Origin of the sequence: Cellulomonas flavigena DSM 20109 (assembly GCF_000092865.1) — a bacterium.
GTDB classification, from domain to species: Bacteria; Actinomycetota; Actinomycetes; order Actinomycetales; family Cellulomonadaceae; genus Cellulomonas; species Cellulomonas flavigena.
Genome location: NC_014151.1, coordinates 1,274,438 through 1,300,147, shown reverse-complemented (window position 1 = coordinate 1,300,147; position 25,710 = coordinate 1,274,438). Strand labels below are relative to the sequence as shown.

General features: G+C 77.1%; 17 protein-coding genes. 2 read left to right on the top strand and 15 right to left on the bottom strand.

Annotated elements, in window-relative coordinates; genetic code table 11:
• Positions 1–51 precede the first annotated feature (51 nt).
• Together CFLA_RS05825 and CFLA_RS05820 are read left to right on the top strand one after the other, a co-directional pair.
• Complete coding sequence (locus CFLA_RS05825; protein ID WP_013116391.1) at positions 52–984, top strand: hypothetical protein; 933 nt, start codon at positions 52–54, stop codon at positions 982–984.
• Between the two features lie 49 nt (positions 985–1,033).
• Complete coding sequence (locus CFLA_RS05820) at positions 1,034–2,806, top strand: serine/threonine-protein kinase (protein WP_013116390.1); 1,773 nt, start codon at positions 1,034–1,036, stop codon at positions 2,804–2,806.
• A 23-nt stretch (positions 2,807–2,829) separates the two neighbouring features.
• Here the strand turns inward: CFLA_RS05820 and CFLA_RS05815 are convergent, their stop codons facing one another.
• The 15 genes from CFLA_RS05815 to CFLA_RS05745 form a co-directional block, all read right to left on the bottom strand.
• On the bottom strand, positions 2,830–5,124 hold the full coding sequence (locus CFLA_RS05815; protein ID WP_013116389.1) for a transglutaminase-like domain-containing protein: 2,295 nt from the start codon (positions 5,122–5,124) through the stop codon (positions 2,830–2,832).
• On the bottom strand, positions 5,121–6,308 hold the full coding sequence (locus tag CFLA_RS05810; protein ID WP_013116388.1) for a DUF58 domain-containing protein: 1,188 nt from the start codon (positions 6,306–6,308) through the stop codon (positions 5,121–5,123). The genes CFLA_RS05815 and CFLA_RS05810 overlap by 4 nt, the downstream gene beginning before the upstream one ends.
• Positions 6,309–6,319: 11 nt before the next feature.
• The gene (locus CFLA_RS05805) at positions 6,320–7,291 is read right to left on the bottom strand and encodes an AAA family ATPase (protein WP_013116387.1); all 972 of its coding nucleotides are present in this window, start codon (positions 7,289–7,291) and stop codon (positions 6,320–6,322) included.
• Entirely contained in the window at positions 7,288–10,155 is a 2,868-nt protein-coding gene (locus CFLA_RS05800; RefSeq protein ID WP_013116386.1) for a fibronectin type III domain-containing protein, read from the bottom strand. Before CFLA_RS05800 ends, CFLA_RS05805 begins: the two co-directional genes overlap by 4 nt.
• The gene (locus CFLA_RS20395) at positions 10,152–13,091 is read right to left on the bottom strand and encodes a fibronectin type III domain-containing protein (protein WP_013116385.1); all 2,940 of its coding nucleotides are present in this window, start codon (positions 13,089–13,091) and stop codon (positions 10,152–10,154) included. Before CFLA_RS20395 ends, CFLA_RS05800 begins: the two co-directional genes overlap by 4 nt.
• Positions 13,088–17,458, bottom strand: a complete 4,371-nt coding sequence (locus tag CFLA_RS05790; protein WP_013116384.1) for a type VII secretion EssC family protein — start codon at positions 17,456–17,458, stop codon at positions 13,088–13,090. Before CFLA_RS05790 ends, CFLA_RS20395 begins: the two co-directional genes overlap by 4 nt.
• Positions 17,459–17,598: 140 nt before the next feature.
• Positions 17,599–17,865, bottom strand: a complete 267-nt coding sequence (locus CFLA_RS05785; RefSeq protein ID WP_013116383.1) for a hypothetical protein — start codon at positions 17,863–17,865, stop codon at positions 17,599–17,601.
• Between the two features lie 78 nt (positions 17,866–17,943).
• The gene (locus CFLA_RS05780) at positions 17,944–18,414 is read right to left on the bottom strand and encodes a DcrB/PsbP domain-containing protein (protein ID WP_013116382.1); all 471 of its coding nucleotides are present in this window, start codon (positions 18,412–18,414) and stop codon (positions 17,944–17,946) included.
• Positions 18,411–19,541: a hypothetical protein gene (locus CFLA_RS19980; protein WP_013116381.1), complete on the bottom strand. Its 1,131-nt coding sequence runs from the start codon at positions 19,539–19,541 to the stop codon at positions 18,411–18,413. Before CFLA_RS19980 ends, CFLA_RS05780 begins: the two co-directional genes overlap by 4 nt.
• 143 nt (positions 19,542–19,684) lie before the next feature.
• Complete coding sequence (locus CFLA_RS05770) at positions 19,685–19,960, bottom strand: WXG100 family type VII secretion target (protein ID WP_013116380.1); 276 nt, start codon at positions 19,958–19,960, stop codon at positions 19,685–19,687.
• Positions 19,961–20,019: 59 nt separating this feature from the next.
• Entirely contained in the window at positions 20,020–20,934 is a 915-nt protein-coding gene (locus tag CFLA_RS05765; RefSeq protein WP_013116379.1) for a hypothetical protein, read from the bottom strand.
• A gap of 52 nt (positions 20,935–20,986) precedes the next feature.
• Complete coding sequence (locus CFLA_RS05760; RefSeq protein WP_013116378.1) at positions 20,987–22,135, bottom strand: hypothetical protein; 1,149 nt, start codon at positions 22,133–22,135, stop codon at positions 20,987–20,989.
• Positions 22,132–23,274: a GNAT family N-acetyltransferase gene (locus CFLA_RS05755; protein ID WP_013116377.1), complete on the bottom strand. Its 1,143-nt coding sequence runs from the start codon at positions 23,272–23,274 to the stop codon at positions 22,132–22,134. Before CFLA_RS05755 ends, CFLA_RS05760 begins: the two co-directional genes overlap by 4 nt.
• Complete coding sequence (locus tag CFLA_RS20390; RefSeq protein WP_013116376.1) at positions 23,271–24,068, bottom strand: hypothetical protein; 798 nt, start codon at positions 24,066–24,068, stop codon at positions 23,271–23,273. Before CFLA_RS20390 ends, CFLA_RS05755 begins: the two co-directional genes overlap by 4 nt.
• The gene (locus CFLA_RS05745; RefSeq protein ID WP_052302800.1) at positions 24,068–25,672 is read right to left on the bottom strand and encodes a phenylacetate--CoA ligase family protein; all 1,605 of its coding nucleotides are present in this window, start codon (positions 25,670–25,672) and stop codon (positions 24,068–24,070) included. The genes CFLA_RS20390 and CFLA_RS05745 overlap by 1 nt, the downstream gene beginning before the upstream one ends.
• Between the last annotated feature and the right edge of the window lie 38 nt (positions 25,673–25,710).

Genomic DNA, 25,710 nt, shown 5'->3' with positions numbered 1-25,710 from the left:
GGGCACGGCCCGCGCGACGCTCGGGACCGACCACCGACCCGAGGGAGACCCATGTCCGACGCGTTCCACGGCGCCGACGTCGCCGCACTGCGGCAGCAGGCGGTGTCCCTGCACGGGGCGACCGAGGCGATCGTCACGTGCGTGCGGCGGATCACCGCCGCGCTCGACGCCCTGGCGTGGCGCGGCCAGGACGCCGCGCGACGACGGGACGAGTGGCGCACGCAGCACGCGCCGGCGCTCCTGCGCGTCGCGGAGGCGCTCAACGGCGCGGCGCTGCACCTGCTCGAGGAGGCCGAGCGGCAGGAGACCGCGAGCGCCGCCACGGGCGCGACCGCGGCAACCCCGGCAGCTCCGCCCGGGGGCGGCACGTGGGCGCAGCTCAAGGAGAAGGTCGCCGCGGGCTGGGGCGCGCTGGCGACGGTCGCGAGCGCCGTCGGCGACGGCCAGAAGGTCGCGATCTCCGCCGCCATGGTCGCGGCCGACCTGCGGTGGGACAACGTCATGTCGTCCACCCGCACGCTCAACCAGGCGACGAACATCATGACGGGAGCGCACATCGGCCCCGCGCTCGGTGGGGCGTTCACCGCCGCCACCGTGGTGTCCACCGCGGACAGCGCCGCGAAGGCCGTCACGGCCCACCGCTCGGGAAACCTGTACGGGACCGTCGACAACGGTGTGACCGCGGTGCTCAACGGCGCGAGCCTGTCGCCCGCCCTGACCGTGCCCGCGGCCGCGCTCAACGCGTCGTGGGACATCGGCACCGACATCGGTGAGGCCGTCAACCGGGGCATGGCGGGCACGGCGTTCGGGGAGCGGTTCACGCAGCGCATGGACGCGTCGTTCGACGTGGCCGGCGCGTGGGGCATGGTCGCGACCCCCGGCGCCCTGGTCGTGACCGCAGCCGAGGAGGTCGCGATCCGCGCTCAGGACGCCTGGCAGGGCCTCACCGGGACGGGCGACGGCACGCTGGACACCCGCCGCTAGTCTCGGGGCCGGACGTTGGACGCGTCCGGACGAGGCGGACCGAGGAGCGATGGACGACGACCAGCTGTGGGCACCCGCGCCCGCGCGCAGCACGCGGACCGAGGTGGACCTCGGCCTGCCCGGCCTCACCGACGTGCGCGAGGTCGCGCGCGGCGGGGACTCCGTCGTCTACCGGGCGCACCAGGCCGCGCTGCACCGGGACGTCGCGATCAAGGTGCTGCTCGAGACCGACCCCGCGACGATCGCCCGGTTCGCGCGGGAGCTCGAGATCACCGTGCGCCTGGGACGCCAGCACCCGCACATCGTCACCGTGCTCGACACCGCGACCACGAGGCAGGGCCACCCGTGCCTCGTCATGGACTTCTACGACCTGGGCTCGCTGCACGACCGGCTGCGCAGCCACGGTCCCCTGCCGGTCGCCGAGGTCGTGGCCGCGGGTACCGCGGTCGCGGACGCGCTGCGGTTCGCGCACCGCCACGGGGTGCTGCACCGCGACGTGAAACCGCAGAACGTGCTGGTGCTGCCCACGTCGTACGTGCTCACGGACTTCGGCATCGCGCGCATGGCCGACGCCGGGCACACCGCCTCGCTCGAGCGCTTCAGCTACCGGCACGCGTCACCCCAGGTGCTCGACGGCCTGGATCCCGACCCGACCGACGACGTCTGGTCGCTCGGTTCCACGATGTCCACGCTGCTCGACGGCCGCGCGCCCTTCGCCGCACCCGACCCGGCCGACGACACCGCTCTGGGCTACCTGCGCCGCGTGCGGACCGGGCAGCGCCGTGAGCTGGCGCGTGCCGACGTCCCGGACCGCCTGCGCGCACTCGTCGAGCGCTGTCTCGCGCACGACCGCGAGGGCCGGTTCGCCACGGCCGAGGAGGTGCATGCCGCGCTGCTCGCACTGCCCACGGAGACGCGTTCGTGGTCCCCCGGCGCGGCTGCGGACCCGCACACCGCCACCCCCGTCCGGGGCACGAGAGCGGTCCCACCGCCCACCTGGGCGGCGGGCCCGCCCGCGCGCTCGTACGCGCCCGCCGGTGCGACGGGTGACCCGGTCGCTGCGACGCCGGCGCCCGCGCCCGTGTCGTCGGCACCTCCCGCGCTCCCTCCGCTCACGCTGCCGCCCGTCCAGCCGGAGGACGACCGGTCGCTCGCGCCGTCCGCGCTGTCGCTGCTCAGCGCGAGCGGCGCGGCGCCGCCCCCGACCACCGACGACGAGGACACGGGCGTCCACCCGGAGCAGGCGGTGCCGACCGCGGCGAGTCCGCGCACCACTGCGGGCTCGCCGCGCCGCCGGCGCCCCGCCTGGGTGCCCGTGGCCGCGTTCATGGGCGGTGCGATCCTGCTCGGCAGCGCCGTCGGCGTGGGCGTCACCGTGTGGGCGAACGCGCAGCGCCGCGCCGCGCTCGTCGCGGCCCTGCCGACCCCGACGGCCGGCGCCGTCGACGTCCCCGTGCACGAGGGTCCGCTGCCGACCGCCGACGGTCCGCTGCAGGCCCCGGTCCTGGACGACACGATCGCCCCGCAGGACCTGGCGCTCGTCGACGGCGGGACGAGCCTCACGCTGAGCTGGAGCGACCCGACGAACGGCGACGTGACCTTCGTGGTCGTCGATCCGGACCAGGTGAACGAGGCGGGTGAGCTGGGGGTGGCCCTCAAGGTCGTCGACGCGGGCATCAACGAGGTCACCATCGAGGGTGTGGACCCGAACGCCCCCACGGTCTGCCTGACCGTCCTGGCCATCGACCTCGCGGACGCGGACCACAAGGGGATGTCGCCGCGGGAGTGCGTGACGGACCGGGTCGCCGCCGGCGCGGGGTGACCCCCGCACCGGCCGGCGCGTCGTCACCGCCGTGACGGCCCCGGTCGGTGCCCTGCGCCTCGCCCGCCCGTGCCCGCACGCCGTCGCAGCGGCGCGGGGTCCGCCCACCAGGTGAGCCGCCGGCCGAGAGGCGCACCCGCCCGCAGCCGGCGCTGCACCTGCACCGCCGTGCGCCACGCGCCCGGCGCCGGCACGGGTGAGGCCCCGAACGCGACGGCCTGCGCGGCGGTGGCCAACCCGTGGGCGGGCACGCCGCACAGCTCGGTCATGCGCCGCGCGAGGTCGTCGGCTGTCTCGCCCGGCGCCGGCGCACCCGCGCGCAGCAGCAGCGCGTCGGCGGCGTGCTGCCACGCCCCGACGGCACCGGCACGGCGCAGCCGGCCACGGCGCAGGAGGCGCGCACCCAGCACGGCGAGCCACGCCCCGAGCGCGGCCAGCAGGAGCGTCGCCGCGGCAGCCACGATCACGACGGCGGGATCCACCCGCCGGTCCTGCCCTCCGGGCAGCGGCGTCGCGGGTTCCTGCGGCTGCTCGTCCTCCGGCACCGGCGGCGGGTCGTCCTGGGTGGCGGTCTGCTCCTGCTGCTCGGGCGGCACCTGGTCGACGGCCGACGTCGTCACGGCGTCCGGCGCCGGGTCGAACCTCACCCACCCCGTCCCGGCGAGGTACACCTCGGCCCAGGCACGCACGTCGGACCCGTGCACGTCGCGCAGCGTCTCGTCGTCCGTCGCGGCGCCACCGGGCACCACGAAGCCCATGACCACACGCGACGGCAACCCCACGGCGCGCGCGAGCACGGCGAACGCACCGGCGAACTGCTCGCTGGTACCGACCTGCCCCCCGGCCTCCCGCTCCGCGAAGAGGAACTCGCGCAGGCGCGCGTAGGACGTGCCGCTCACGGCGTCGGCCGCCAGCTCGCGGTCCGCGCGCACCGTCGCAGCCAGGCGCTCCGCCTGGTCGAGGCGCGAGGACGCGTCCGCGACGACGTCCTGCGCGTAGGCACGCAGGTCCGCGGGGAACCGCTCGAGCCGCAGGTACCGTTCGACCTCCTCGCCGCCGGGCACGCCGGCGCGCACGGCGAGCGCGGGGTCGGGCACGTCGACGTGCCCGCGCACGCGGTAGACGAGCCCCTCCGGCAGCCGCCCCTCGGGCGTCGGCGGGACTGCCAGGACACCCGCGTCCACGTCGGCCAGGACGCCGGGCGCGTCCGAGGCCACGACCTCGGCGGTCGCCGGCAGCCACGAGCCCGGGGAGCCCGACGGCCCGGCGATCTCCACGAGCTGCACCTCGACGTCCACGTCACCGCGCGCAGCGCCCGGCGGGAGCGAGGGCTCGACGACCGTCCCGAGCGGGCGCAGGGCGAGGTCGGCATGCCAGCCGGCGCCGTCGTGGTCGGGCAGCGTGACCCACGTGAGGTAGCCGGGGTGCGTGCCGCGCACGCGCAGCACGGTGGCGTCGGCGTCGGACTGCCAGCGCGAGAGCTCCGCGAGCGGGTGCACGACGGCGGCCGGCACACGCGGCGGTGCGACGTGGTCACGCGGCTCGAAGGCGTCCCCGGTGACGGCCGCGGCGGCCGCAGCACCCCCGGCGCTGACGAGCGCGACGACCAGCAGCCCCGCGACGCCGCTGCTGCGCCACCGGGTGCGGGCCCGGCGCGGCGCACGCCCCAGCCGGGGCCGCGCACCGTCGCGTGCCAGCGCCTCGCCGTCCAGCAGCATCCAGCCGGCGGCGGCGAGCGCGACGAGCCCCGCCCCCACCGCGCCGCGGTCGGCGGCGCCCGCGGTGAGCAGCAGCGCGACGCCGTACACGACGACCGCGCCCGTGAGCGGTGCGACCCGGGCCGCCGAGCGGCGACCGAGCGCGAGCGCCACCGTGAGGGCGACGAGTGCGACGAGCGCGACGACCGGCGGTGCGAGCGCGGGGGCGGCGGGCCGCGGCGCTGTGAGGAGCCGTGCGACCGCGTCGGCGAGCGGCCCGAGGAGCTGGGCTGCCCCGGTGCTCCGCCAGCCGGCACCGTCGAGGTCGGCGTCGGCCACGGGTGCGGCGTCGGCGCCGAGGCGCGCGAGGGACGTCGCGGACGCGAGCACGAGCGTCACACCGGCGGCGCCGGTGGCCCACGGCGGGACCGCGAGCCGCCGCGCGAGCGCCACGACGGCGAACGCGAGGCCGACGACCCCGACGAGCGGGAGCAGCACGACCGGCGACGTGAACGCGGCCGCGACGGGGACGCACGCCAGCGCGAGCAGCGCGACGGCCCAGAGCGTGACGGCCGCGCCGGGGCCGCGGTCGGCGCCCTGGGCGCCCGGTGCGGGCGTCACGGCGCCACCGCCAGGTCCCAGCCGCGCAGCAGGTCCTCGGCGCGCGGTCCGCGCACGACGGTCGCGGCGTCGGCCGCACCCAGCGACCGCAGCGGCGCCGGGTCGACCACGAGCAGCGCGACCGTGTCCGCACCCCGCGCCGCGAGCAGCAGCGGCGGCACGGGTGCGGCCGCCCCCGTGACGACCGCGAGCACGTCCGGCCCCGGCCCGCCGCCGGACGGGACGGTGACCGTGCCCGCCAGCGGACGGTCGGTCGTCGCGACGAGCGTGAGCCGGTCGACCGCGTGCGCCGCCGCACGCAGCGGCTCGTCGCTGCCGGGCACACCGGCGGGTGCGGCGACGTCGAGCGACCCGGACAGCGTCACGCAGCGCACCGGCACACCCCCGGAGGCGCACGCGTGCACCAGGGACGCGGCGACGTCGACGGCCTCCTCGAAGCCGTCGCCCGCGGTCCCCGGCCGGTAGGCCGACGCCCGGTCGTCGAGCAGCACGGTGAGGTGCGGCTCGGCGGGGTCGGCGTCCTCGCGCACCATCGGGATGCCGTGGCGCGCGCTGCTCGCCCAGTGCACGCGGCGCAGGTCGTCCCCCGGCACGTACTCGCGCAGCCCCACGAGGTCGGTGCCGCCGTGCTCGACGCGCTCCTGCGCACCGGAGTGGCCGCGGCGGCGGCCCGTCGGCGGTCCGGACGCGACGATGAGCCGGGGCGTGACCTGCAGCGTCGAGGACCCGCCACGCCGCTCGCGCGAGCGCACGAGGTCCGCCGGGGACCGGCGCTCGAGCACGAACGGCCCGACCGGCAGCAGGCCACGGCGCTCCGTGGGCACCGGCACCTCGACCACACCGGAGTCGCGCGGCGCCAGCCGGGTCGGTGCCATCGCGATGTCGCGCCCGCCGACGTTGTCGGTGCCGGCGACCCGCACGGACAGCCACGGCGAGGCGTTCCGCAGCGCGATGTGCGCGGCGGCCGAGCCGAGGCGCGCGACGCGCCCGGGCACGAGGCGGTGGGTGACGTCCAGCGGCACCGGCAGCAGCAGGCTCACCACCGCGACGACGACGAGCCCGAGGGCCGCCGCTCCCAGCGCCACGAGGCCGGGGTAGCGCGCGACGAGGCCCAGCCCCAGCGCGAGGGCGCCCACGGCGGTGAGCGCGATCCCGCGCCCGGTGGGGCGCAGACGACGGGACACGGCGCCCGGCCTCAGACGGCCGCGGGCCGCGGCACGTCGACGGCCTCGACCGCGGACGCGACGACGTCGGTGGGAGTGACGCCCTCGAGCAGGGCCTCGCGCCGCAGGATGAGCCGGTGCTCGAGCACGGCGTGGGCGAGCGACTGCACGTCGCTGGGCACCACGTAGTGCCGCCCCTGCGCCGCGGCCTGGACCTGGCCGGCGCCGACGAGCGCACGCAGCGCGCGCGTGCTCGCGCCCAGCCGGGTGCGCGGGTCGGTGCGGGTGGCCTCGCCGAGCGCGCGCACGTACCGCAGCAGCGGGTCGGCGACGTGCACGCCACGCAGCTCGCGGGACAGCCGCGCGACGTCCGCGGGGCTCGTGACGGTGGGCACGGCGGCGACGTCGCCCGCGGACGAGCCCGGGTGCAGCACCGCCACCTCGTGCTCCAGGTCGGGGTAGCCCAGGCTGACGCGCAGCAGGAACCGGTCGAGCTGCGCCTCGGGCAGGCGGTACGTCCCGTCGAGGTCGACGGGGTTCTGCGTCGCGACCACGAGGAACGGCGCCGGCACGGCATGGGTCGCGCCGTCCGCCGTGACGGTGCCCTCGGCCATGACCTCGAGCATGGCGGACTGCGTCTTGGCGGCGGCGCGGTTGATCTCGTCCGCCAGCAGGACGTGCGCGAACACCGGGCCGGGCCGGAACCGCACGGCGCCGGTGGCCGGGTCGAGCACGGAGGTGCCCGTGACGTCGGCCGGCAGCAGGTCGGGCGTGAACTGGATGCGGCGTGACGTGCCGCCCAGCGCCGCGGCGAGGGCGCGGGCGAGCGTCGTCTTGCCCGTGCCGGGCACGTCCTCGAGCAGGACGTGGCCACCGGCGAAGAGCGCCGCGACCACGAGCTCCACCACGGGTCGCTTGCCGTGCACGGCCTGCTCGACGGCGTCGACCACACGTCCGTGCAGGACGCGGAACTCGGCGACGGTCGCCGCGGGGTCGTGGCTCATGCGGAGGTCTCCTCGGTGGGGGCGTACGGGGTCGGGACGTCGGTGCCGGTCACGGCGACGGAGCGGCGCAGGCGGGACGCGCGCAGCGCGCCGGCCGCCAGCAGCAGGCCGGCGCCGGCGGCCGCCAGCGGCGGGCGCTCGTCGCCCTGCGGCAGCCGGGGCGTCCACGGGACGGTGCGGACGGTGACCGGCGGGTCCCCGTCCCGGCTCACGGGCTCCGTGCACACGCCGGTCGTCGAGTCGCAGTAGCGCCAGGTCGAGCGCGGCGGGACCTCGGCGTTGTAGTTCATCGCGATGATGTTCGGACCACCGGGCACGACCGCGACCGGGGTCACCACGATGTTGCCGGGCGCGAACGGACCGATGACGACGTCGCCGGACTGGCACGACCACGGGACCGTCGACCGGCTGCCGTCGACGTCCTGGATCTGGAGCTCGCACGCGCCCTGGTGCTCGGCCATCTGCGCCGGCGAGCGGAGGTGCACGACCATCCGGACGTCGGGGTCGGTCGGGTCCGGCACGACGGGGTCGATCCCCTCGACGGGCTGCATGATCGGGACGAAGGGCGGGATCCAGACCTCCGTGGTCGCGACCGGCCCGGCGCCGACACCGTTCTCGGGCGTCACCGTGACGGTGATGCGGTCCTCGTCGAGGCACGCCGCGCCGCCGGTGCACGCCGCAGCGATCGTGACGTCGGTGCGGAACACCCCGCCGCCGGTCGCGGCGCAGCCCAGTCGCGCGGAGCAGCCCGACACCGCGGGCGGGGTGTGGGACCCGGAGAAGCCCCTGCCGGACCACGTCACCACGTACCGCTCGAGGGTGGAACCGTTGTCCTCGGGCAGCGTCCAGCGCACGACGAACCCGAGCTCGTCCCCGAGACGTCGCTCGATCTCCACCGTCAGCGGCCCGACGGTGCCCGGGACGCCCGGGACGACGACCGCCGGGGACAGCGCCGCTGCGCTGGTCAGGCCGCCGCGGGCCGCACGCACGGCGAACCGCAGGCTCTCCCCGGCGGGCACGTCACGCAGCACGACCGAGGTCGCGGCCGCCTCCACGGTCGTCATGGACCCGCCCGCCGGCCCGACGAGGTAGGAGTCCACGTCGTCGCCCGAGGGCGTCCACGACACCGTCACCGTCCCGTCCTCGCCCGCGACGGCACTCACGCCCGTCGGGGCGGCCGGCGGGGGCGGGCAGCCCTCGGTGCGCACCATGCGGGAGGACGCGGGCGCCGACACGACGCCGTCGGCGACGGCCTCCACGCTGAACGTCGCGAGCGTGCCGCAGACGACGCCGCGCACCGTCGCGGTCGTGGTGCGCCCGTCGACCTCGACGGCGGCGACGTTCGGCGCGGACGAGCGCACGACGTAGGAGTCGGGACGCGACGCCGCGTCGCGCCACCGCACGACGACCTCGGTGAGGCCGTGCTCGTCGGGCTCACCGGGGGTCGCGACGACGTGCGTCGGGCCCGGCACGGTGCGCGCGGTCGCCGACGGCGTGGCGGCGGCCGTGGCGAGGGGGCGTGCAGACCCTGCCGTCGGCGCCACGCCACCGGCCGGGGTCGGACCGGCCCCCGGGACGCCGGGGACCTCCGCGCCCAGCGCGCCGCCAGGGGCCACGACCGGCGCACCGCCCGGGCCCTGCGCACCACCCACGCCGCCGACGCCGGGCGCGCCGGCCTCCCGCTGCGGCGGCTGCGCCGAGACCGGGGCCCTGCGACCGTCGCGCGGGTCGTGCACCGGGACCTGCGAGCGTCCGGTGTCGATCACGCGCGTGCGCCCGTCGGCCTCGACGACCACGGCGCGCGAGCCGTCCTCCGTGTGGACGACCAGCCGCCCGTCGTCCACGAGCAGCTGCGGGTCCCGCCCGGCGGGCAGCACCACGTCGGCACGCGCACGCGAGCCGTCCGGGCGCAGCACGACGACCCGACCGGCGCCGGTGCACGGCACGTACACCAGGCCGGTGAAGACCGCGGGCCTGCCGGGGCGGGTGCACCCCAGCGTGCCGACCGCGACGTCGAGGACCTGGCGGCCGGAGAGCATGACGACCGCGGACCGGCCGGGGACCCCGGCGGGAGCGAGGTCACCGGGCGACGTGGCGGCCGGCAGCACCTCCCCCGTGAGGTCGGGGACGGCGACCGAGAGGTCGCGACCCGCGCCGACCTGCAGCAGCGAGCCGCTGTCGGGAGCGAACACCGTGACGCCGCGGGCGTGCGGCAGCAGCCGGGTGCCGGGCCCGGCCGAGTGCACCCGCTGCGCTGCGCCGACGTCGAACCGCCGCGCGTCCGGCTGCCACGCCACGCGGCGCAGGTCGCCGCCCGTTGTCACGAGCCACACGGCACCCTGGTCGTCGACGACCGCGTCCGCGAGCGCCGAGCCGGCGCGGAAGGGGGCGCCGAGGTCGCGCAGCGTGAGCGCGTCCACGGCGTGCACGACACCGGACCCGGGCGTCACGAGATAGACCCGCCCGCCGCCGACCAGCACCTTCGTCGGCTCGTCCGCTCGGCGCTCACCGCCCGCCAGCAGCGTCGACAGGTCGATGCTGCGCAGCGTCCCCGTGCCGTCCGCGACGACGAGGCGACCGTCGCGCTGGCTGATGAGCAGCTCCGCGCCGGGCTCGCCGACCTGCAGCCGGCGCTCCGCCCGGCCCGTCCCGGGGTTGATCTGCACGACCTGGCCCGTCTCGGGGTCCGGCAGCCACGTGACGCCGTCGGACATGCTGACGACGGTCGACGCCACGCCGGAGCCGAGCGCCGCCCCCAGCACGAGGGCGGCGCCCGTCATGGCGACGCCCGCCTCGGCGAAGCCGCGCTGCCGGTCTCCGGCGCGGCCCCGCAGGCGTCGCAGCAGGCCAGTGGTGGTGGTCAACCCGGTCTCTCCTCCGTGGGGGTCAGGACGTGCACCATGTCGGGCCTGCGGCGTCGGCGCAAGGCCCTGAGCGCTCCTGCGCCGAGGAAGAGGAACGTTCCGGCCGCGGCCTGGGACGCACGCCAGGGGTCCAGGTCCGGGTTCCCGATGAGCACCTCCGGCACACCGCCGGGCTCCGGGCCGGACTGCAGCTCGGTCACCGTGCAGCGCGGGAGGGTCGGGTCGCAGTACGGCCACGCCGAACGGTCGGGCACGGTGACCGTCACGGGTGCGGACAGCGCCCCGTTGCCGTCGGCGCGCAGCGCGACCGTGAGCTGCCCGCCACCCGACGCGTAGGTGCCCGCGGAGACCTCCCCGGCCGAGCACCCGACGGGGCGTGTCCGCTCGACACCCTCCCAGGTCGTCACGAGCGTGCAGCCGCCGCTGTGCGCCACCCACCCCTGCGGGGGGACGAGCGTGGCGATCATCTCGACCAGGGGGTCCTCGAGTGCGGGCGTGCGGGGCGTCACGGACGCGACGACGACCTCGCCCGCGGAGGGCCCGGCGGGGCCGGAGAAGCGGTGCTCGAACGTGGCGGCCGGGCCGGCACCGACGGCGTTGCGCGGCGTGACCGTCAGCGTGACCTCACCCCCGTTCACGCACGAGGTCCGTCCGCCACAGCTGAGGTCGACCTCGAAGGACGGCTGCGTGGTGACCTCCTCGCCGCTGTAGTCCCCGCCGCTCCACACCACGTGGTACGACTCGACGGGAGAGCCGTTGTCGACGGGGACGTCCCACCCGATCGCGAACTGGTACGTCGAGCCGGACCACCCGGTACGCATCCCCCCGGCGAACCGCACCTCCCCGGGGACGCCGACCACCGCCACGGGAGCGGACGGCTCGGACGGCGTGCGCAGGTCCCCGCGGAACGCCTCGACGACGAACCGGACACCCTGGCCGGGGGGCACGTCCCGCAGCTCCACCGACCTGGCCCCCTCGTCGGTCGCCGTGGTGGACCCGCCGACGGGTCCCACCAGGTACCCCTCGGCGCCGGAGTGCGACCGCGTCCACGACACCGTCACGGTCCCGTCGGGGTGGGCGACGGCCGTCACGCCCGTGGGCGCCGACGGCGCCCGCTGCGCGCCCGTGCACGACGTCCCCCGCAGCGACGGGCCCACGGCCGGCTCGGACGTGGCCCCGTCGGCGACCGCCACGACGGAGAAGGACCACCGGGTGTTGCACGCCACACGGATGGTGGCGGAGGTCGCGGCACCGCCGACCTCCACAGGATCGGGCGTCGGGTCGCGGTCGGCCGAGATGACGCCGTCCGACAGCGACGCGCGCACGACGTACGCCTCGGGCTGCGGGGACACCGGGCTCCAGGTGACGGTGACGTCGTCGTCGTACCCGTCCGACTCGCCGAGCGTCGCCTCGACCTGCGTCGGTGCGTCGGGCGCGCGCCCCGGGGTCGACGTGGGTCGGGCCGTCGACGTCGGGCGTGCCGTGGACGCCGCGCCTCCCGGACCGGCCGGCGGCCGGGTGATCGCCGGGGGGCGCGGGCGGGCGGTCGGGACCGGGCCGGTCGGTGTGCTCGGTGCCGCGGTCGGCTCCGGCGCGACCGCCTCCCCGTCGGGACCCTGCTCCTGCTCCTCCTCCTGCTCCTGCTCCTGCTGCGGCTGCTCGTGCTGCGGCCGCCCGGCGTCCTGCTGGTGCGGGCCGCGCTGGTGCGAGCCTGCGGGAGCGCCCGCGCCGCGGTGCGGCGGCCGGGGGGCGGGGACGGCGACGGGCGCCGAGGCGGCGTTGCGCGGATCGTGCACCGCTGTCCCCGCGCGGCCCGTGTCGACGACGCGCGTGCCGCCGTCGGCCTCGACGACGACCGCCTGCGAACCGTCCTCGGTGTGCACGACGAGACGTCCGTCGTCCACGAGCAGTCGCGGGTCGCGCCCGGCGGGCGCGACGACGTCGGGACGCGCACGGCTGCCGTCGGTGCCGAGCACGAGGACGCGCCCGGAGCCGGTGCACGGCACGTAGACCAGCCCGGAGAAGACCGCCGGACGCCCGGGCCGCGCGCAGCCGAGGGTGCCGACGCCCACCTCGAGCAGGCGGTCTCCCGAGAGCATGACGACGGCGGACCGCGCGGGCACCCCCGCCGGGGCGAGGTCGGTCGGGGCCTGCGCGGCGGGCAGCACCTCGCCGGAGAGCGCGGGCACCGCGACGGCGAGGTCGCGACCCACGCCGACCTGCACGATCGCTCCCCCGTCGGGAGCGAAGACGGTGACGCCGCGCGCGTGCGGCAGCAGCCGGGTGCCGCGGCCCGCGCCGCGCACGGGCCGCGGCTCACCCACCTCGAAGCGCGAGCCGCCGGGCTTCCACGTCACCGAACGCACGTCGCCCTCGGTCGTCACGACCCACACGGCGCCCCGCGCGTCCACGACGGCGTCGGCCAGCGGGACGGCGGCACGGTACGGCGAGCCGAGGTCCTGGAGCGTGAGGGGGTCGACGGCGCGCACGACACCGGTACCGACGCTCACGAGGTAGACCTGACCGCCGCCGACGAGGACGCGCGCGGGTTCCTCGGTCCGGCGCTGGCCCCCGGCCAGGAGCGTCGCGAGGTCGATCGTCGTGGCGGTGCCGGCGCCCACGTCGGTGACGACGAGGCGGCCGTCGGCCTGGCTGATCGCGAGCTCGCTGCCCGGTGCGGCGACCTGCAGGCGCCGCTCCGCGCGCCCCGTGGCGGGGTTGATCTGGACGACCTGACCGGTCTCCTCGTCGGGGAGCCAGGTGACGCCGTCGGACATCGACACGACCGTCGAGGCGACGCCGGAGCCGAGCGCGGCCCCCAGCACGAGAGCGGCACCGGTCACGGCGACGCCTGCCTCGGCGAAGCCGCGCTGGCGGTCGCCGGGAGCTCCGACCAGGCGCCGCAGCAGGCCGGGCGATGCGGTCTTGTGGCTCAACTGACGGACTCCCGATCGACGGTGGACGATAGTACCTGGACAACTCGGACACTTCCGGCACTCACGAGCAGCCCGCGACCGACGCCACCCATGGGCTCGTGGCTGTGCATGGGCACCGACGCGCCGACGAGCGAGCCGTCCGCCATCTCGGGCCCGAGGAGGACGGCGCGGCGCGAGCGGCGAGCCGCGGTGACCGCTCCCGCGACGTGCTGACGGGCGCGCGCCTCGTCGGCGTCGGCGGCCAGGACGACCGCCACCCGACGCGCCGGGCCCTCCTCGACGACCTGCGCGAGGAGCTCGACGAGCCGTCGTTCCGCACCCCCGCGCTCCCAGCCGCGTTCCCACTCGTGCACGTCGTCCACGAGCAGCACACGCCACGCGTCGTCCCGAGGCACCGGTGCCGCGAGGATCCCCTCGAGCACCGCCGCCGCCGCGGTGGGGTCGGCGACGGCAGTGGCCGGGCCAGCGTCGGCCCGGGCCCGCGGCCCGAGCAGGTGCACCGCGGCGGGCGGGTGGGTGGCGCGCCCCACCGCCTGCGCCAGACCGAGGAGGAACGACGTGCGGCCCGAGCCGCCGCGTCCGAGCACGAGCAGGGGCGCGGGCAGCAGCGGCAGGACGACGCCCGTCGCGAGGTCGGCGTCCACGCCGAGGCACACGTCGTCGCGCTCGGGGGCGGGGACGAGGTCGACCGGCACACGCGTCGGCATCACCGGGACGACGACCGGCGGCTGCTGCGCGTAGCGCGCACCCTCCCGCTCCGCGACGGCCCGCAGGTACGTGACCTGCTGCGGCGTGCCCGAGCCGCCGACGGTGGCGATCTGCACCTCGGTGCGCCCGAGCAGCCCACGGCCCGGCGCGGTGCGGTCGTCGAGGACGTTCTGCGGCACGCCGAGCACCTGGTAGTCGTCGACCGTCGTCATGCGCAGCACGAGCCGCTGCCCGAACGCGCCCGCGAGCGCCGACGGCAGGCCCGTGCGTCGGGGCGTCGTCGCGGTGACGTGCACGCCGCAGCGGCGACCGTCCTGCAGCACGGCGACGAGCTGGTCGACGTGCGCGCGGCGCAGCGGCCCACCACCCTCGAGGTGCTCGACGAGCTGCGGCAGGTTGTCGACCAGCACGTGGACGCGCGGCAGCACGACGCCCGTGGCGGCGAGCGCCTCGACGTCCGCGGCACCGTGGCGGGCGAGCAGCGCGTTGCGCTCGGTGAGGGTGCGGTGCAGCATCCGCACGAGCCGCGTGACGCGCTCGGGCTGCTGCTCGACCACGACCGACCCGACCGACGGCAGGGACTCGATGCCCGACAGGCCGCCGCCCGCGGAGTCGATGCCGTAGACGAGCGCGGGCGCGAGGTCGTGCGCGAGCGTGGCGGCCGCCGCCACCGTGCGCAGCAGCTCGGTCTTGCCGCTGCCCGAGGCACCGTGCACCAGCAGGTGCCCGGCCCGTGCGTAGTCGACCAGCAGCGGGTGCTGCGACTGCTCGTCGGGCTGGTCGGCGATGCCCAGCGGCAGGACGCCGGGGTCGGGCACGCACGTGTGCACGTCGGACGTGGCGCCGGGCACGGCCGCCTCGTCGCGCGCGTCGGCGCCGAGCAGGAGCGTGCCGGGTGCGCCACCGGCGAGCAGGACCTCGTCGGGCAGCGCGGGCAGCCAGGGCTTCTTGGGCGTGGCGAGCCCGGACCGTGCGAACGCCTCCCCCACGGTCAGCACGAGCCGCTCGAGGTCCGAGCGCTCGTGCACGCGCCCCGAGGCTCCGCTGGGCGTCGCGTCGGTGCGGGCGCTCAGCGCGCGGACCTGCACCGCGGCGACCTCGTCGCGCGCGGGCTCGTGGGCGCCCACCCACGCGACCTGCACCAGCTCGCGCGTGCCGTGGCCGGTGCGCCGCAGCCACGCGCGCCCGGGCGTGCGGCGCGACAGCGACGCGGCGTCGGGCGCCTCGATGACGTCCGTCGAGTCGTCGGTGGACGCCATGCGCAGCGCGATCCGCAGGTCGGTGTTGGCCTTGATCTGCGGCGTCACGACACCGGCGGGGCGCTGCGTGGCGAGCAGCAGGTGCATGCCGAGCGACCGACCGCGCTGGGCGACGTCGACGACGCCGTCGACGAACTCCGGGACCTCGCCGAGCAGGGCGGCGAACTCGTCGACGCAGATGAGCATGCTGGGCGGGGCGACGTCGGGCCGCAGCTTCTCGAGCGCGACGAGGTCCTTGGCCCCGTGCTCGGCGAGCAGGTGCTCGCGCCACGTCAGCTCGGCGCGCAGCGAGATCAGCGCGCGCTGCACGAGCGCCGGGGTGAGGTCGGTGATGTACCCGACGGTGTGCGGCAGGTCCGCGCACTCGCGGAACGCCGCGCCGCCCTTGTAGTCGACGAGCAGGAACGTGATGCGCGTGGGCGGGTTGTTGGTCGCCAGCGAGCACAGCAGGGTCTGCAGCAGCTCGCTCTTGCCGGAGCCCGTCGTGCCGGCCACGAGCCCGTGCGGGCCGTCCTCGCGCAGGTCGATCGTCACGACCCCGTCCGCGCCGGCACCGAGCTGTGCACGCAGGCCCCCTGCGGACGCCCAGCGGTCGAGCACGGCGCCCGCGTCGTCGGGGTCACGCAGGTCGCTGCCGAGCTCGGGCAGGCGCACCGAGGCGGGCAGCGCACTGTCGGGCGGCACGACGGCCGCCTCGTCCCGGAACGCGGTGAGGGTGCGCGCGGTGTGCCAGGCACCGGCGAGGTCGAGCTCGTCGACGACCTCCACGACGTCGTCGCCGCCGCGGTCGCGGCGCCGCACGAGACCCGCGTCGAGGTCGAGCATGACGTCGGTCGCCGAGGGCACGCGCGCGGGGTCGGCGCCCACCCACAGCAGGTGGACGTTGCGCTCGCCCGCAGCGGCGGCGACCGCCTCGACCGCACGGCGGCGCACGCCCGCGTCCTCGTCGACCAGGCACACGACGTGGCCGCGCTCGCCGTCGCCCGACACGAGCGCCTCGAGCAGCGCGCCGCCGTCGGCGGCGCCGACGGCCACGGGCGGCAGGCCCGCGATGCGCGGCGCGGCGTGCGGCAGCCAGCGCAGCCACGCCTCGACGTGCGTCGCGTCCGACCCGAGGACGGCCGCGAACGTCACGTCGGTCGGCGAGTGCGCGGCGGCCAGGCGCACCAGCAGCGCGCGCACCGCGGAGTCCGCGCGGGCACGGTCACGGCACACGACGGCAGCCACCCGGTGCCCGCCCAGCACGAGCGGCACCGGCTGGCCGGCCAGGGAGGTGCGGGTGGCGAGCTCCCGCGCCACGAGGTCGCGCTGCACCCGGTCACCGCCCCGCGCCACCTTGGCGGTGACGACCGCCGGGCGCGGGCCCAACCCCGCGCGGACCTGCAGGAAGTCCTCGTCGTCGCGCTGGCGGGCCCACGTGCCGGGGTCGCGCGAGGCGACGCGCTCGCGCACCGTGACGAGGTCCGGCTCGTCCTGCGCCGCGCGGCGGCGCTGCACGACGGCCGCGGCGTCGAGCCGCTCCAGGACGTCGTCGACGTCGTGCCGCCACGCCTGCAGCTGCTCCTCGTGCTCCGCGAGCGCCTGACGCCGCGCCACGCGGTGCTGCACGAGCATCATGAGCGGGAAGCCGAGCATGAAGACCAGCGAGAACGGGCTGCGGCTCGTGGCGAACATCGACCCGCCGAGCACGACGGGCATGAGCATCATCGGCCACGGCATCGGCGTGCGGCGCGGCGCGGTCGGCGGCGCGGGCACCTCGAGCTCCTCGGGCAGGAGCTGCGCACCGAAGCGCGGCGGCCGCAGCACGCCGTCGTCGGTCGGCAGCGGCGCGGTGTCGCCGCGGTGCACCTCGAAGGTCGTGCGGCCCACCTCGACCCGCTCGCCCCAGTCGACGGGCTGCGCGCGGACGACGGCGCGCCCGCCGACGCGGGTGCCGTGGGCGGAGCCCTCGTCGCTGACGACGACGCCGCCGGTGAGCAGCACGCGGGCGTGCACGCGCGAGACGGAGGGGTCCGTGAGGCGCACGGTCGCGAACGAGCCGCGGCCGACCGTGAACGCGTCGGACTCGACGTCGACGTCGGTCCCCGCGTCGGGGCCGGCGACCACGCGGACGCGCGCCCGGACGGGGCGGCGCCCGCCGGGCCGGTCGAGCCACGCCGCGGGCACGGAGGCGACGGGCAGCACGGCGCCCGTCCGCAGCGGCGCGTGCACCAGCGGCAGCGACGCCGGCCACGGCGTGCCGTCGGTCGTGGGGGCCAGCAGCGCACCGGCGCCCGCACCGAGGTGCGCCGCGAGCGCGCGCGCCAGGTCGGCGACGCGTGCGCCGTCCCGGGCGACGACCTCGACGTCGACGGGGCGCAGCCCGCTGTCGCGGGTCGGCTGGATGCTCAGGCGCCACATGGTGGGTGCTCCTGGTCGTGAGATGCGTGTGACGTGGTCGCGGGGCACGGGCGGGTGCGGGCCGCTCGGCCGCGCACCCGCCCGCCGGGGCACCGGCCGCGCCCCCGTGGGGACCGGACCCGTGCCCCGGGCGGCGGGGGTCAGGACGAGGCCGTCTCCTGGTCGTCCGCCTGCTGCGCGAGGGCCGCGGCGTTCGCCTGCAGCGCCTCGACCACGCGGTTCAGGGCGGGCACGTACTGGCCGGACCAGTCGGAGTTGAACCGCTGGGCGTCGGGGCCGTACCACGGCGTCGACTGGAGCTGCTGGGTGAGGCGGCTCGTGATCTGCGTGATGTTGTCGGCGTCGACGTTCATGAGGCGGACGAGGTCGCGGGCTGCGGCGATGTCCATGCCGAGGACGTTGCTCATGTGCTTCTCCTTCGTGAGGTGCCCGGGCGCGGTGCCCGGTGCCGTCGTGGTGGCCGTGCCGTGTGGCCGTGCCGTGGGTCAGGCCGGGTCGTCGGTACCGAGCCGGACGGAGGTGTGCGCGGCCGCGAGGGCGTCGCGCAGGTCGGAGGGTGTCGACTCGGACCAGCTCGAGACGACGGTCAGGGCGTGCCGGTGGTCACCCGGCACCGGGGTCGGGTCGACGAGCACGTCGACCCGCTGGTGGACCGTCCCGGCCGCGTGCGGCCGCGTGAGGCGGACCGATGCTGCGTCCCCGTCGTCCGCGGGGTGGGTGTCCCCCGGGTACTCCGCGAGCATCGCCGCGAGGACCTCGACGGACGTCGTGCCGGCCGGGACGAGGTCCGCGGTCACCGTGAGGTTCGGCACGAACCCGCCGGGCTCGGCCGCGGGCCGGGCCACCGCGAGCGCGCGCGGCGCCGGGGCCACCCGCCACCCGTCGGGCAGCGTGAAGCGGAAGCGCGGGGCACCGGGCAGCAGAGGGCCGGGGTGCTCGACGGTGGCCGCGCTCACCGCCCGCTCCGCCTGTCGATCGTGAGCTCGACGGGCACGGGCCGGGCGTCGGTGTCGTCACCGTCCGCGGCGTCGTCGTCCTCCTCGTTCCTGGCGCGCACGGCACCAAACGCCGCTGCGCCGAGCGCCGCGAGGCCCAGAGGTGCCGCCGCGAGCGCGATCGGCGGGCGCGAGCCGTTCTCCAGCGAGGCCATGCTCGCGGCGGCCGCGGCGCGCGCGTCACCGCCGCCGGCCCCGCCGATGCCCACGGGTGTCGCGGACACGGTGGGCTGGCCGGACACACCGCGCGGGTCGATCCCGCTGCCGGGCGTGTCGCTGCCCGTCGGTGCGCCGATCCCGGCGGACGTCGGCGCCACCGACCCGCCGCCCGACACCCCGCCGGCCGAGCCGCCACCCGAGAGCCCTCCGCCCGCGCCGCCGGCGGACCCGCCGCCGATCGCTCCGGAGGGGCTCGCGGCGAACGGGGCGACCGAGCCGCCACCCTGGACGGCGCCGGAGCCGCCGCCCGTGAACGCCGACGCGGGCTGGACCGTGATGCCCTCCGGCGTCACCGTGACCTTCCCGCCGCCCGTCACGTTCGACGTCTCGGTGCGCACGACCGGCACCGCGTCGGGGGTGGTGACCCTCGCCCCGGCGCCCTCGGCGCCATGGATGTGGATCGTCACGGAGCCGATCGACGGCGGCGTCTGGACCTGGGCACCGGCGCCGGCCGCGCCGCCGCCCTGCTGGGCCGGGGCGATCGCCGGCGTCGGGGCCGTGAGCATCGGCGCGTTCGCCGCGGACGCCTTCGGGTAGGTGACCTGCGTGAACGCGGCCGCCGGGATGTGCACCGTCGGGGTGTCGGAGCTCGTGGCCTTCTGCGTGGCCGAGATGAGCGCGAGCACCTTGCCGAACCCGCGGAGGTAGCGCGAGACCGTCTGCACCCACGGGATCACGACACCGCGCAGGTAGCGGGCGAAGGCGGCCGCCCACCCGGTCCACGACATCGCGTCGAGCGCCGCGGCGAGCACCTTCAGCGCCTTGACCACGTTGTCCGCGAAGTCCGCGGCGTCGTTCATCCGACGGACGATGCGGTCGAGCCCGTCGACGTCGGAGCCCTGGAAGGAGCGGGCCTGGAGCTGGGACATCGGTTGCCTCCTGCGGGGCCGGCTGGTCCGGCTCGGGGTCGGTGGTGTGCCTCGACGCTAGGGAGCGGCTCGCGGCGGGAGCCAGCGTCGCGGGGGTGGAAGGTTCCGCCGCACAGCGGCGCCGAGCGGGCGCCGCGGGGGCCTCACCGGCTCGCGTCCTCCTGCATCTGGGCGCGCCGGTCCAGCTCCACGCTGTTCTCACGGATGTTCTCCGCGGCAGCCCGCAGCTCGGGGCGCAGCGCGCCCGACCACTCGCCCACGAAGCGGTCGGCGCCGGGCCCGGACCACTGCACGGAGTCCAGCAGCGAGCCGATCTGGCCCACGATCCCGTCGAGCTGGCCGGCCCCCGTCCGCATGGCGCGGGCGTGCTGGCGGCTCTGCTGGGCGTCGATACCGAAGAAGGTGCTCTTGTCGTACATCCCGGTCTCCCTGGGTCGTCGTGGCTGTGCCGCGACGCTAGGGGCCACCGGGGGCCGGGCTACAGCCCGGCGGGGGTGGAACCTTCCGGGTTGAGACCCTCGCCACGGGCCTGCGCGGCGGCCACGACGCCCAGGTCCTCGGCCGTCACGAGCCGCACCTCGGCGGCGCGCCGGCCCACCGCGAAACGCACGTTCTGCACGCGCCCGCCGCCCTGCGAGAACGGGTCGTCGGCGGGGCCGAACGCCATGCGGGCGATCACGCGGATCGCGTCGTCGACGCGCTGCGCGCGCTCGAGGTTCCACGCGTGCCCGCGCCACGCCAGGACCCGCTCGTAGATCTCCCGGTTCGACGCCGGCCGCGGGTAGTCGTCGGCCCCGACGAGCCACGGCTCGGCCAGCGCGAGCGCGACGTACCACTCGCGGGACCAGCGCTCGAGGCGCGGTGCGGGCGCGGTGACCGCGCCCTCGAGGTCGGGGTCGGGCACCCAGGGGCGGGTCTCGCGCGGGTCGGCGGGGATCGTGACGTCGACGACGAGCACGAGGTCGGTGTACCGGCCCGGGCCCGTCTGACGCCCGCGCAGCAGGAGGATGTGGTTCTCACCCTCGTCGAGCAGGGCAGCCATACCGTCGCTCAGTGCGACGCGACGCGCCCCACCCGGGGCGTCGAACAGGCTCGACAGCTGCGCCTCGGTCGAGCCGCGCCAGCGCAGCCGCACGACCTCCTCGCCCACGACGATCTCGCCGACCACGCGCGAGACGTGCGGCGCCGCGCGCGGCAGCGTCAGCGCGGTGCTGCGCAGCTGCGCGTCCGCGTCGTCGTCCGGCAGGAAGGGCTGCGGGTCGCGGCCGACGAGCAGGGTCTCCCCGGAGCCGAGGACGACCGTCGGCACGCCGACGCCGCGCAGCGTCACCCGCAGCACGTGGTCGCCGTCCGGGTCGCGCGCGGGGCCAGGTGGGTCCTCATGGGTGCCCATACTGGTCGATTCCGGGCCCCTCGCGCACATGTCCGCCCGGCGTGGGCGGGAATCACCCGGTCAGGCGCCCGCCACCCGGTGCGGCCAGGGTGGGCCCCGCGGGCGGCGCGCCTCGGGCGGCGTCGTCCGTGAGCCGTGGCGCGACCGGCACCGGGCCCGTGGCCCGGCCCACGCTGAACACCGCGAGCGCGACCTGCGCCCGTCGGAGGCCCAGGCGGCGGCGCAGGCCGGCGGCGGCGTGCGGGGAGTCGACGACCTCGGAGTGCGGTGCGACCGCCAGGCCCGAGCGGTGCGCGTGCAGCCAGGTGCGCTGCAGCGCCCGGCCCGCGTCGACGACGTCGGCGGGCGGCAGACCGAGGCGGGCGTCGAGCGCCTCGGTGGCGCCCAGCACGCCCGGGGTGCGGGCGACGAGCACGAGGTGCTGCGGCCCCCCGAGCAGGGCGCCGGCCGCGGGCGCCGGGGGCAGCGGCCGCGCGCGCAGCAGCGCCTCCGCCACGACGCCGACGCGTCCGGCGACCGCGAGCGCGAGGTCGTGCAGCGCGGGCCGCCGCGTGAGCGGTGCGCCGACGCGTGCCAGCGGCGCGGGCAGCAGCAGCATGCGGTCGGTCATGCCGTCGCGGGCGTACCGCGGGTGCGCGGCGTCGAGCCGCAGCCAGCGCACGAGCTCGGCCGCCACCGCGCGACGCGAGACGGTCCACGCCGTCCCCAGCCGCACGAGCCGACGCATCGCGGCGTCGTCGAGCTGCAGCAGCGCGAGCCCGTCGGGCAGCGGCGGCAGGTCCGTGCGCAGGTCGGGCGCCGGGTCGAGACGGCCGCGGTAGGTGCGGCGGTCGCGGACGTCCTGCGGCGTGAACGGCGTCGGGACCGGCCGGTCGTCCGGGTGCAGCACCAGCACCGGCGCGTCGGGGTCGGCGGGCCCGCGCACCGGCAGGTCCTCGAGCCGGTCGAGGTGCGGGGTCGCCTCGACACGCACGCCGCGCCCGTCGGCTGCCGCGGCGACCGCGACGCACTCGACCCACGCGCCGAGGGACAGCAGCAGGTCGCGGAACGACGGGTCGCCCGCCGCGAGCACGCGGCCCGGGACCACGGCGACCTCGATGCGCCCGTCGCGCACGCGCGGCGCCCACGGCTGCGTGTTGTGCGCGGACGGCGCGCGGCCGGCCGTGCGGACCCAGCGGTGCAGGTCGTCGTGCGTGGTCATCGGGGGTCCTCCGCGGGGATCGGGGGCGAGGGCGGCGCGACGGGCCGCCGGTAGAACGTCACACCGTGCAGGGGCCGTCCGCCGACGCGCTGGAACTGGCGCGCGGACGCGGGGTTGTCCCGTCCCACGAAGGTCGAGCGCAGGCGCTCGTAGCCACCGGTCGCCAGGTGGGCGTGCAGCGTGCGGGTGAGCAACGTCAGCACCCCCTGCCCCTGCCGGTCCGGGTCGGTCCCCTGGACGACGAGCACCGCCTCGCGGCGGTAGCGGCCTCGCGTGGCCAGCAGCCGCAGCTGCTGCAGCAGGCCGAGCCGCCCACCGACGCGCTGCACGTAGGCCGTGATGTCGGGCACCACCAGCACGAACGCCACCAGCGCGCCGGTCGTGGCGTCGCGCGCGAGCAGCAGCAGGTCCTCGTCGACGAGGTGGCCCAGGCCGTCGGTGGCGGCGGCCATCTCGGCGTCGGTGATGGTCGTGTAGTACGGCAGGGCCGCGAAGGACCGGTTGAGGACGGCCAGCACCTCGGGGACGAGACGGGCCACCTGCGAGCGTCGCCCCCGCTCGAGCCGCAGGCCCGCCGCGCGCCACTCGTCGGCGGCCGGCAGCCCGTCGGCCGCTGCGGGGTCGACGTCGACGACCCACGTGTCCGACTCGCCCCAGCGCTCGAAGCCGAGGGCCTCGTACGTCGCCGGCACCGCGGCGGGGTTCCACGGCGAGTCGATGAACCCGCGCTCGGCGAACCCTGAGGTCACGACGCCGCCGGACTGGTTCGGCAGCAGCGCGACGGGTCCGAAGAGCTGCGTGCGGCCGGCGGCCCGGCGCTCGAGCTCGGTGACGAGCGCCGCGGCGGCCTCGGTGTCCGCGAACTCGGTGGCTCCGAACAGGAGCGACGGCGCGCCGAGCCGGGCGTCGAGGCGCGCGTCGGTGTGGACGGTCGTGCGGCCCACGACGCGCCCCACGGCGTCACGCGCGAGCAGCAGCGTCACCGGCTCGGGGTGCGGCGACGTGCCGCGCCACCAGGAGCCCACGGTGGACGCGAGCAGCGGGACGGCCAGGTCCCGCGGGTGCAGCCGCAGCGGCAGGTCGAGGAAGTCGCGCAGGTCGGCGCGCGTCCTCACCTCGGTGACGGTCGGGGCGCTCATGCGCCACCGCCCGCCGCGCCCGGGGCGGGCGCCGGCTCGGCGACGTGCACCCGGATGTACCCGCCCGTGCCGTGCCGCCGGTCGCGCGTGATCCACGTCATGAGGCGCCGGTGCGCGGGGTGCCGCGCGAAGGCCAGCAGCGCGTCGCGGTCGGCGAAGAACGCGAGCGTGCCGAGCGTGAACGGCGGCGCCCAGTACACGCGGTGCCACACGTACCCGCGCATCCGGCGCATGTCCGCGACCATCGGGGACCACTCGCGGGACAGCACGGCCCACGCGTGGGGGCCGCGGTAGCGCGTCGCGCCCAGGAACATCGCGCCGGCAGCCGACGGGGTCCCGGGCCGCCCGGTGCGATCCCCCGCCCGTGGCCGACCCTCGGCGCGGCGGCGCGGCGGCGCGGGGGCGACCAGCGGCGGCGTCCGGCCCTGCGCGGACTCGACGCTCGTCGGTGTGAACCGCTCGACGTGCGCCATGACGTCACCCTCCGCGCGCCACACGCCGTTCGAGTACCCCTCGGCCTCGGCGCGGAAGACACGCCACCGGTCCCGCGCCGGGTCGAGCGTCGTGGTCCAGCGCGCGGCCTGCGCGGACGTCGCGAAGCACACGACGCGCCCCCGCACGGCACCGGAGGCGTCGCGCGCCCGCACGCCGGTGCTCCACAGGTGCCCGTCCGCCGTGCGCGCCGCACGGCGCGTCGCGCGGACCCACGTCACCGCCCCGCCGGGACGCTCGACGACGACGAGCGCCTCGGCCCGGCCCGGCGCCGGGGCCCGCGAGAAGTCGCGCGTGCGCATCAGGCCCCGGCGCGCGGGTGCGCGGTCGACGGGTCCCGGTCGTCGGCGTCGACGAGGTAGACGTTCTTGATCTTCGTGCTGCCGCCGGTGAACGGCCCGGTGCCGTGGTCGTGCACGTGCACCCGCAGGTCGGCCGACGTCGGGTCCTCCGCGAGCGACTGCGCGACGTCGCGCGACACCGACGCGAGGTGCCCCAGCACACCCGCGGTCGCACGCTCGGCCAGCTCGGCGCGCTGGGCGTCCGACAGGTCCGCGTCGGCACGCAGCTGCAGGTGGATCGCCGGTCGCTGCTCGTGGTCGCCGATGTCGACCAGGGCGAGCCGGAACGACTCGATCGCGGCGGCGTGCGGGTTGTCGAGGTACAGGCCGTTCTCGACGTCGAGCGGGTAGAGGTTCGCGCCCATGTACGAGACGGTCGAGTCCTTGCGCCCGTACAGCAGCAGGAACGGCAGCCGCATGCGCTGGATCGCGTACGCGCGCTCGAACCCGAACGCGAGCCGGTGCCGCTGCGGGTCCGGCAGCGCCGCGATCGCGGCCTTCATCTCGTCGAACGTGACGATCCGCGCCTCGTCGCCGATGTCGTAGCGCAGCTTCGGGCTCATGATGTCGGCCGAGTTCAGCGTGACGAGCAGGCGGCCGTCCTCGGTCGTCTCCATGTACGTCTCGAGCGGGTTGTACTGGAAGACCATCGGGGTGCGCGTCTCGTCCGCGCCGAGCACGGTGTCGCGCAGCGGTCCGCCGGCCGCGAGCGTGCGCCGCACCCACACCGCGAGGTCGCTCTCCCCCGCCATGCCGATCGTCAGGTCGGACGCCCCGTAGCCGGAGTACACGCGACCGAAGCGGTCCTCGAGGTAGTCGCGCAGCCCCTCGGTGAGCGCCTCGCCGCCGACGAACCCGTTGAGGTCGTACGCGTCCCAGTCGAAGCCCTCGGCGTCGAGCCGGTCGCGCAGGTGCTTGAGGAACGGCGGGTACGCGCACACGAGGTACGTGTACCGGGGCCCGAAGTGCCGCAGGGTGTCGACGATCTTGTCGATGTCCGGCCCGGTGTTCTTCACCATCGCGATCCGGGACATCGCGATACCCGTGTTGGTGCCCGTCGCCCACGCGCCCATCGAGAACGCGTTCACCGCGAAGAGCCGACGCGTGCCGAACAGCGAGGTCACGTACCCCGCGACGTTCTTGTGGACGGTCGCGAGCTCACGCTTCGAGCGCATCCAGTTGTACGGCGTGCCGGACGAGCCGCTGGACTCGTCGACCACCGTGCCGACCGTCTCGATGACCCCGTGCCAGCACCGCTCGTCCTCGGGGTACCGGTCGACGTACCCGTGCTTGGACGTCGGGGCGTACGTCGTCAGGTCCCACCAGCGGAACCGGAAGCCGCCCTCCTCGACGTGCTGCCGGTACGCCGGGACGTCGAGGTACGCGTGCTGGCAGATCATCCACGCGTTGAGGCGCGCGAACCTCTCCATCGCGGGGTGGTAGTTGCGCGCCGTGAGGCGCCACAGCGCGGGGTGCAGGCGGTACGCGCGGTACACGGTGGTCACGCACCAGGTGGTGAGCCGCAGCGCGGCCTGCCGCAGGGCGCTCGTGGCGGTGGGGGTCACCCGGCGCACGATACCCAGGTCGGCGGACGGGCCGGGGC

Excerpts from the sequence above, each read along its gene's own strand:
- CFLA_RS05825 (WP_013116391.1), top strand. The coding sequence starts at position 52 with ATGTCCGACGCGTTCCACGGCGCCGACGTCGCCGCACTGCGGCAGCAG.
- CFLA_RS05820 (WP_013116390.1), top strand. The coding sequence starts at position 1,034 with ATGGACGACGACCAGCTGTGGGCACCCGCGCCCGCGCGCAGCACGCGG.
- CFLA_RS05805 (WP_013116387.1), bottom strand. The coding sequence starts at position 7,291 with ATGAGCCACGACCCCGCGGCGACCGTCGCCGAGTTCCGCGTCCTGCAC.
- CFLA_RS05790 (WP_013116384.1), bottom strand. The coding sequence starts at position 17,458 with ATGTGGCGCCTGAGCATCCAGCCGACCCGCGACAGCGGGCTGCGCCCC.
- CFLA_RS05785 (WP_013116383.1), bottom strand. The coding sequence starts at position 17,865 with ATGAGCAACGTCCTCGGCATGGACATCGCCGCAGCCCGCGACCTCGTC.
- CFLA_RS19980 (WP_013116381.1), bottom strand. The coding sequence starts at position 19,541 with ATGTCCCAGCTCCAGGCCCGCTCCTTCCAGGGCTCCGACGTCGACGGG.
- CFLA_RS05770 (WP_013116380.1), bottom strand. The coding sequence starts at position 19,960 with ATGTACGACAAGAGCACCTTCTTCGGTATCGACGCCCAGCAGAGCCGC.
- CFLA_RS05765 (WP_013116379.1), bottom strand. The coding sequence starts at position 20,934 with ATGGGCACCCATGAGGACCCACCTGGCCCCGCGCGCGACCCGGACGGC.
- CFLA_RS05760 (WP_013116378.1), bottom strand. The coding sequence starts at position 22,135 with ATGACCACGCACGACGACCTGCACCGCTGGGTCCGCACGGCCGGCCGC.
- CFLA_RS05755 (WP_013116377.1), bottom strand. The coding sequence starts at position 23,274 with ATGAGCGCCCCGACCGTCACCGAGGTGAGGACGCGCGCCGACCTGCGC.
- CFLA_RS20390 (WP_013116376.1), bottom strand. The coding sequence starts at position 24,068 with ATGCGCACGCGCGACTTCTCGCGGGCCCCGGCGCCGGGCCGGGCCGAG.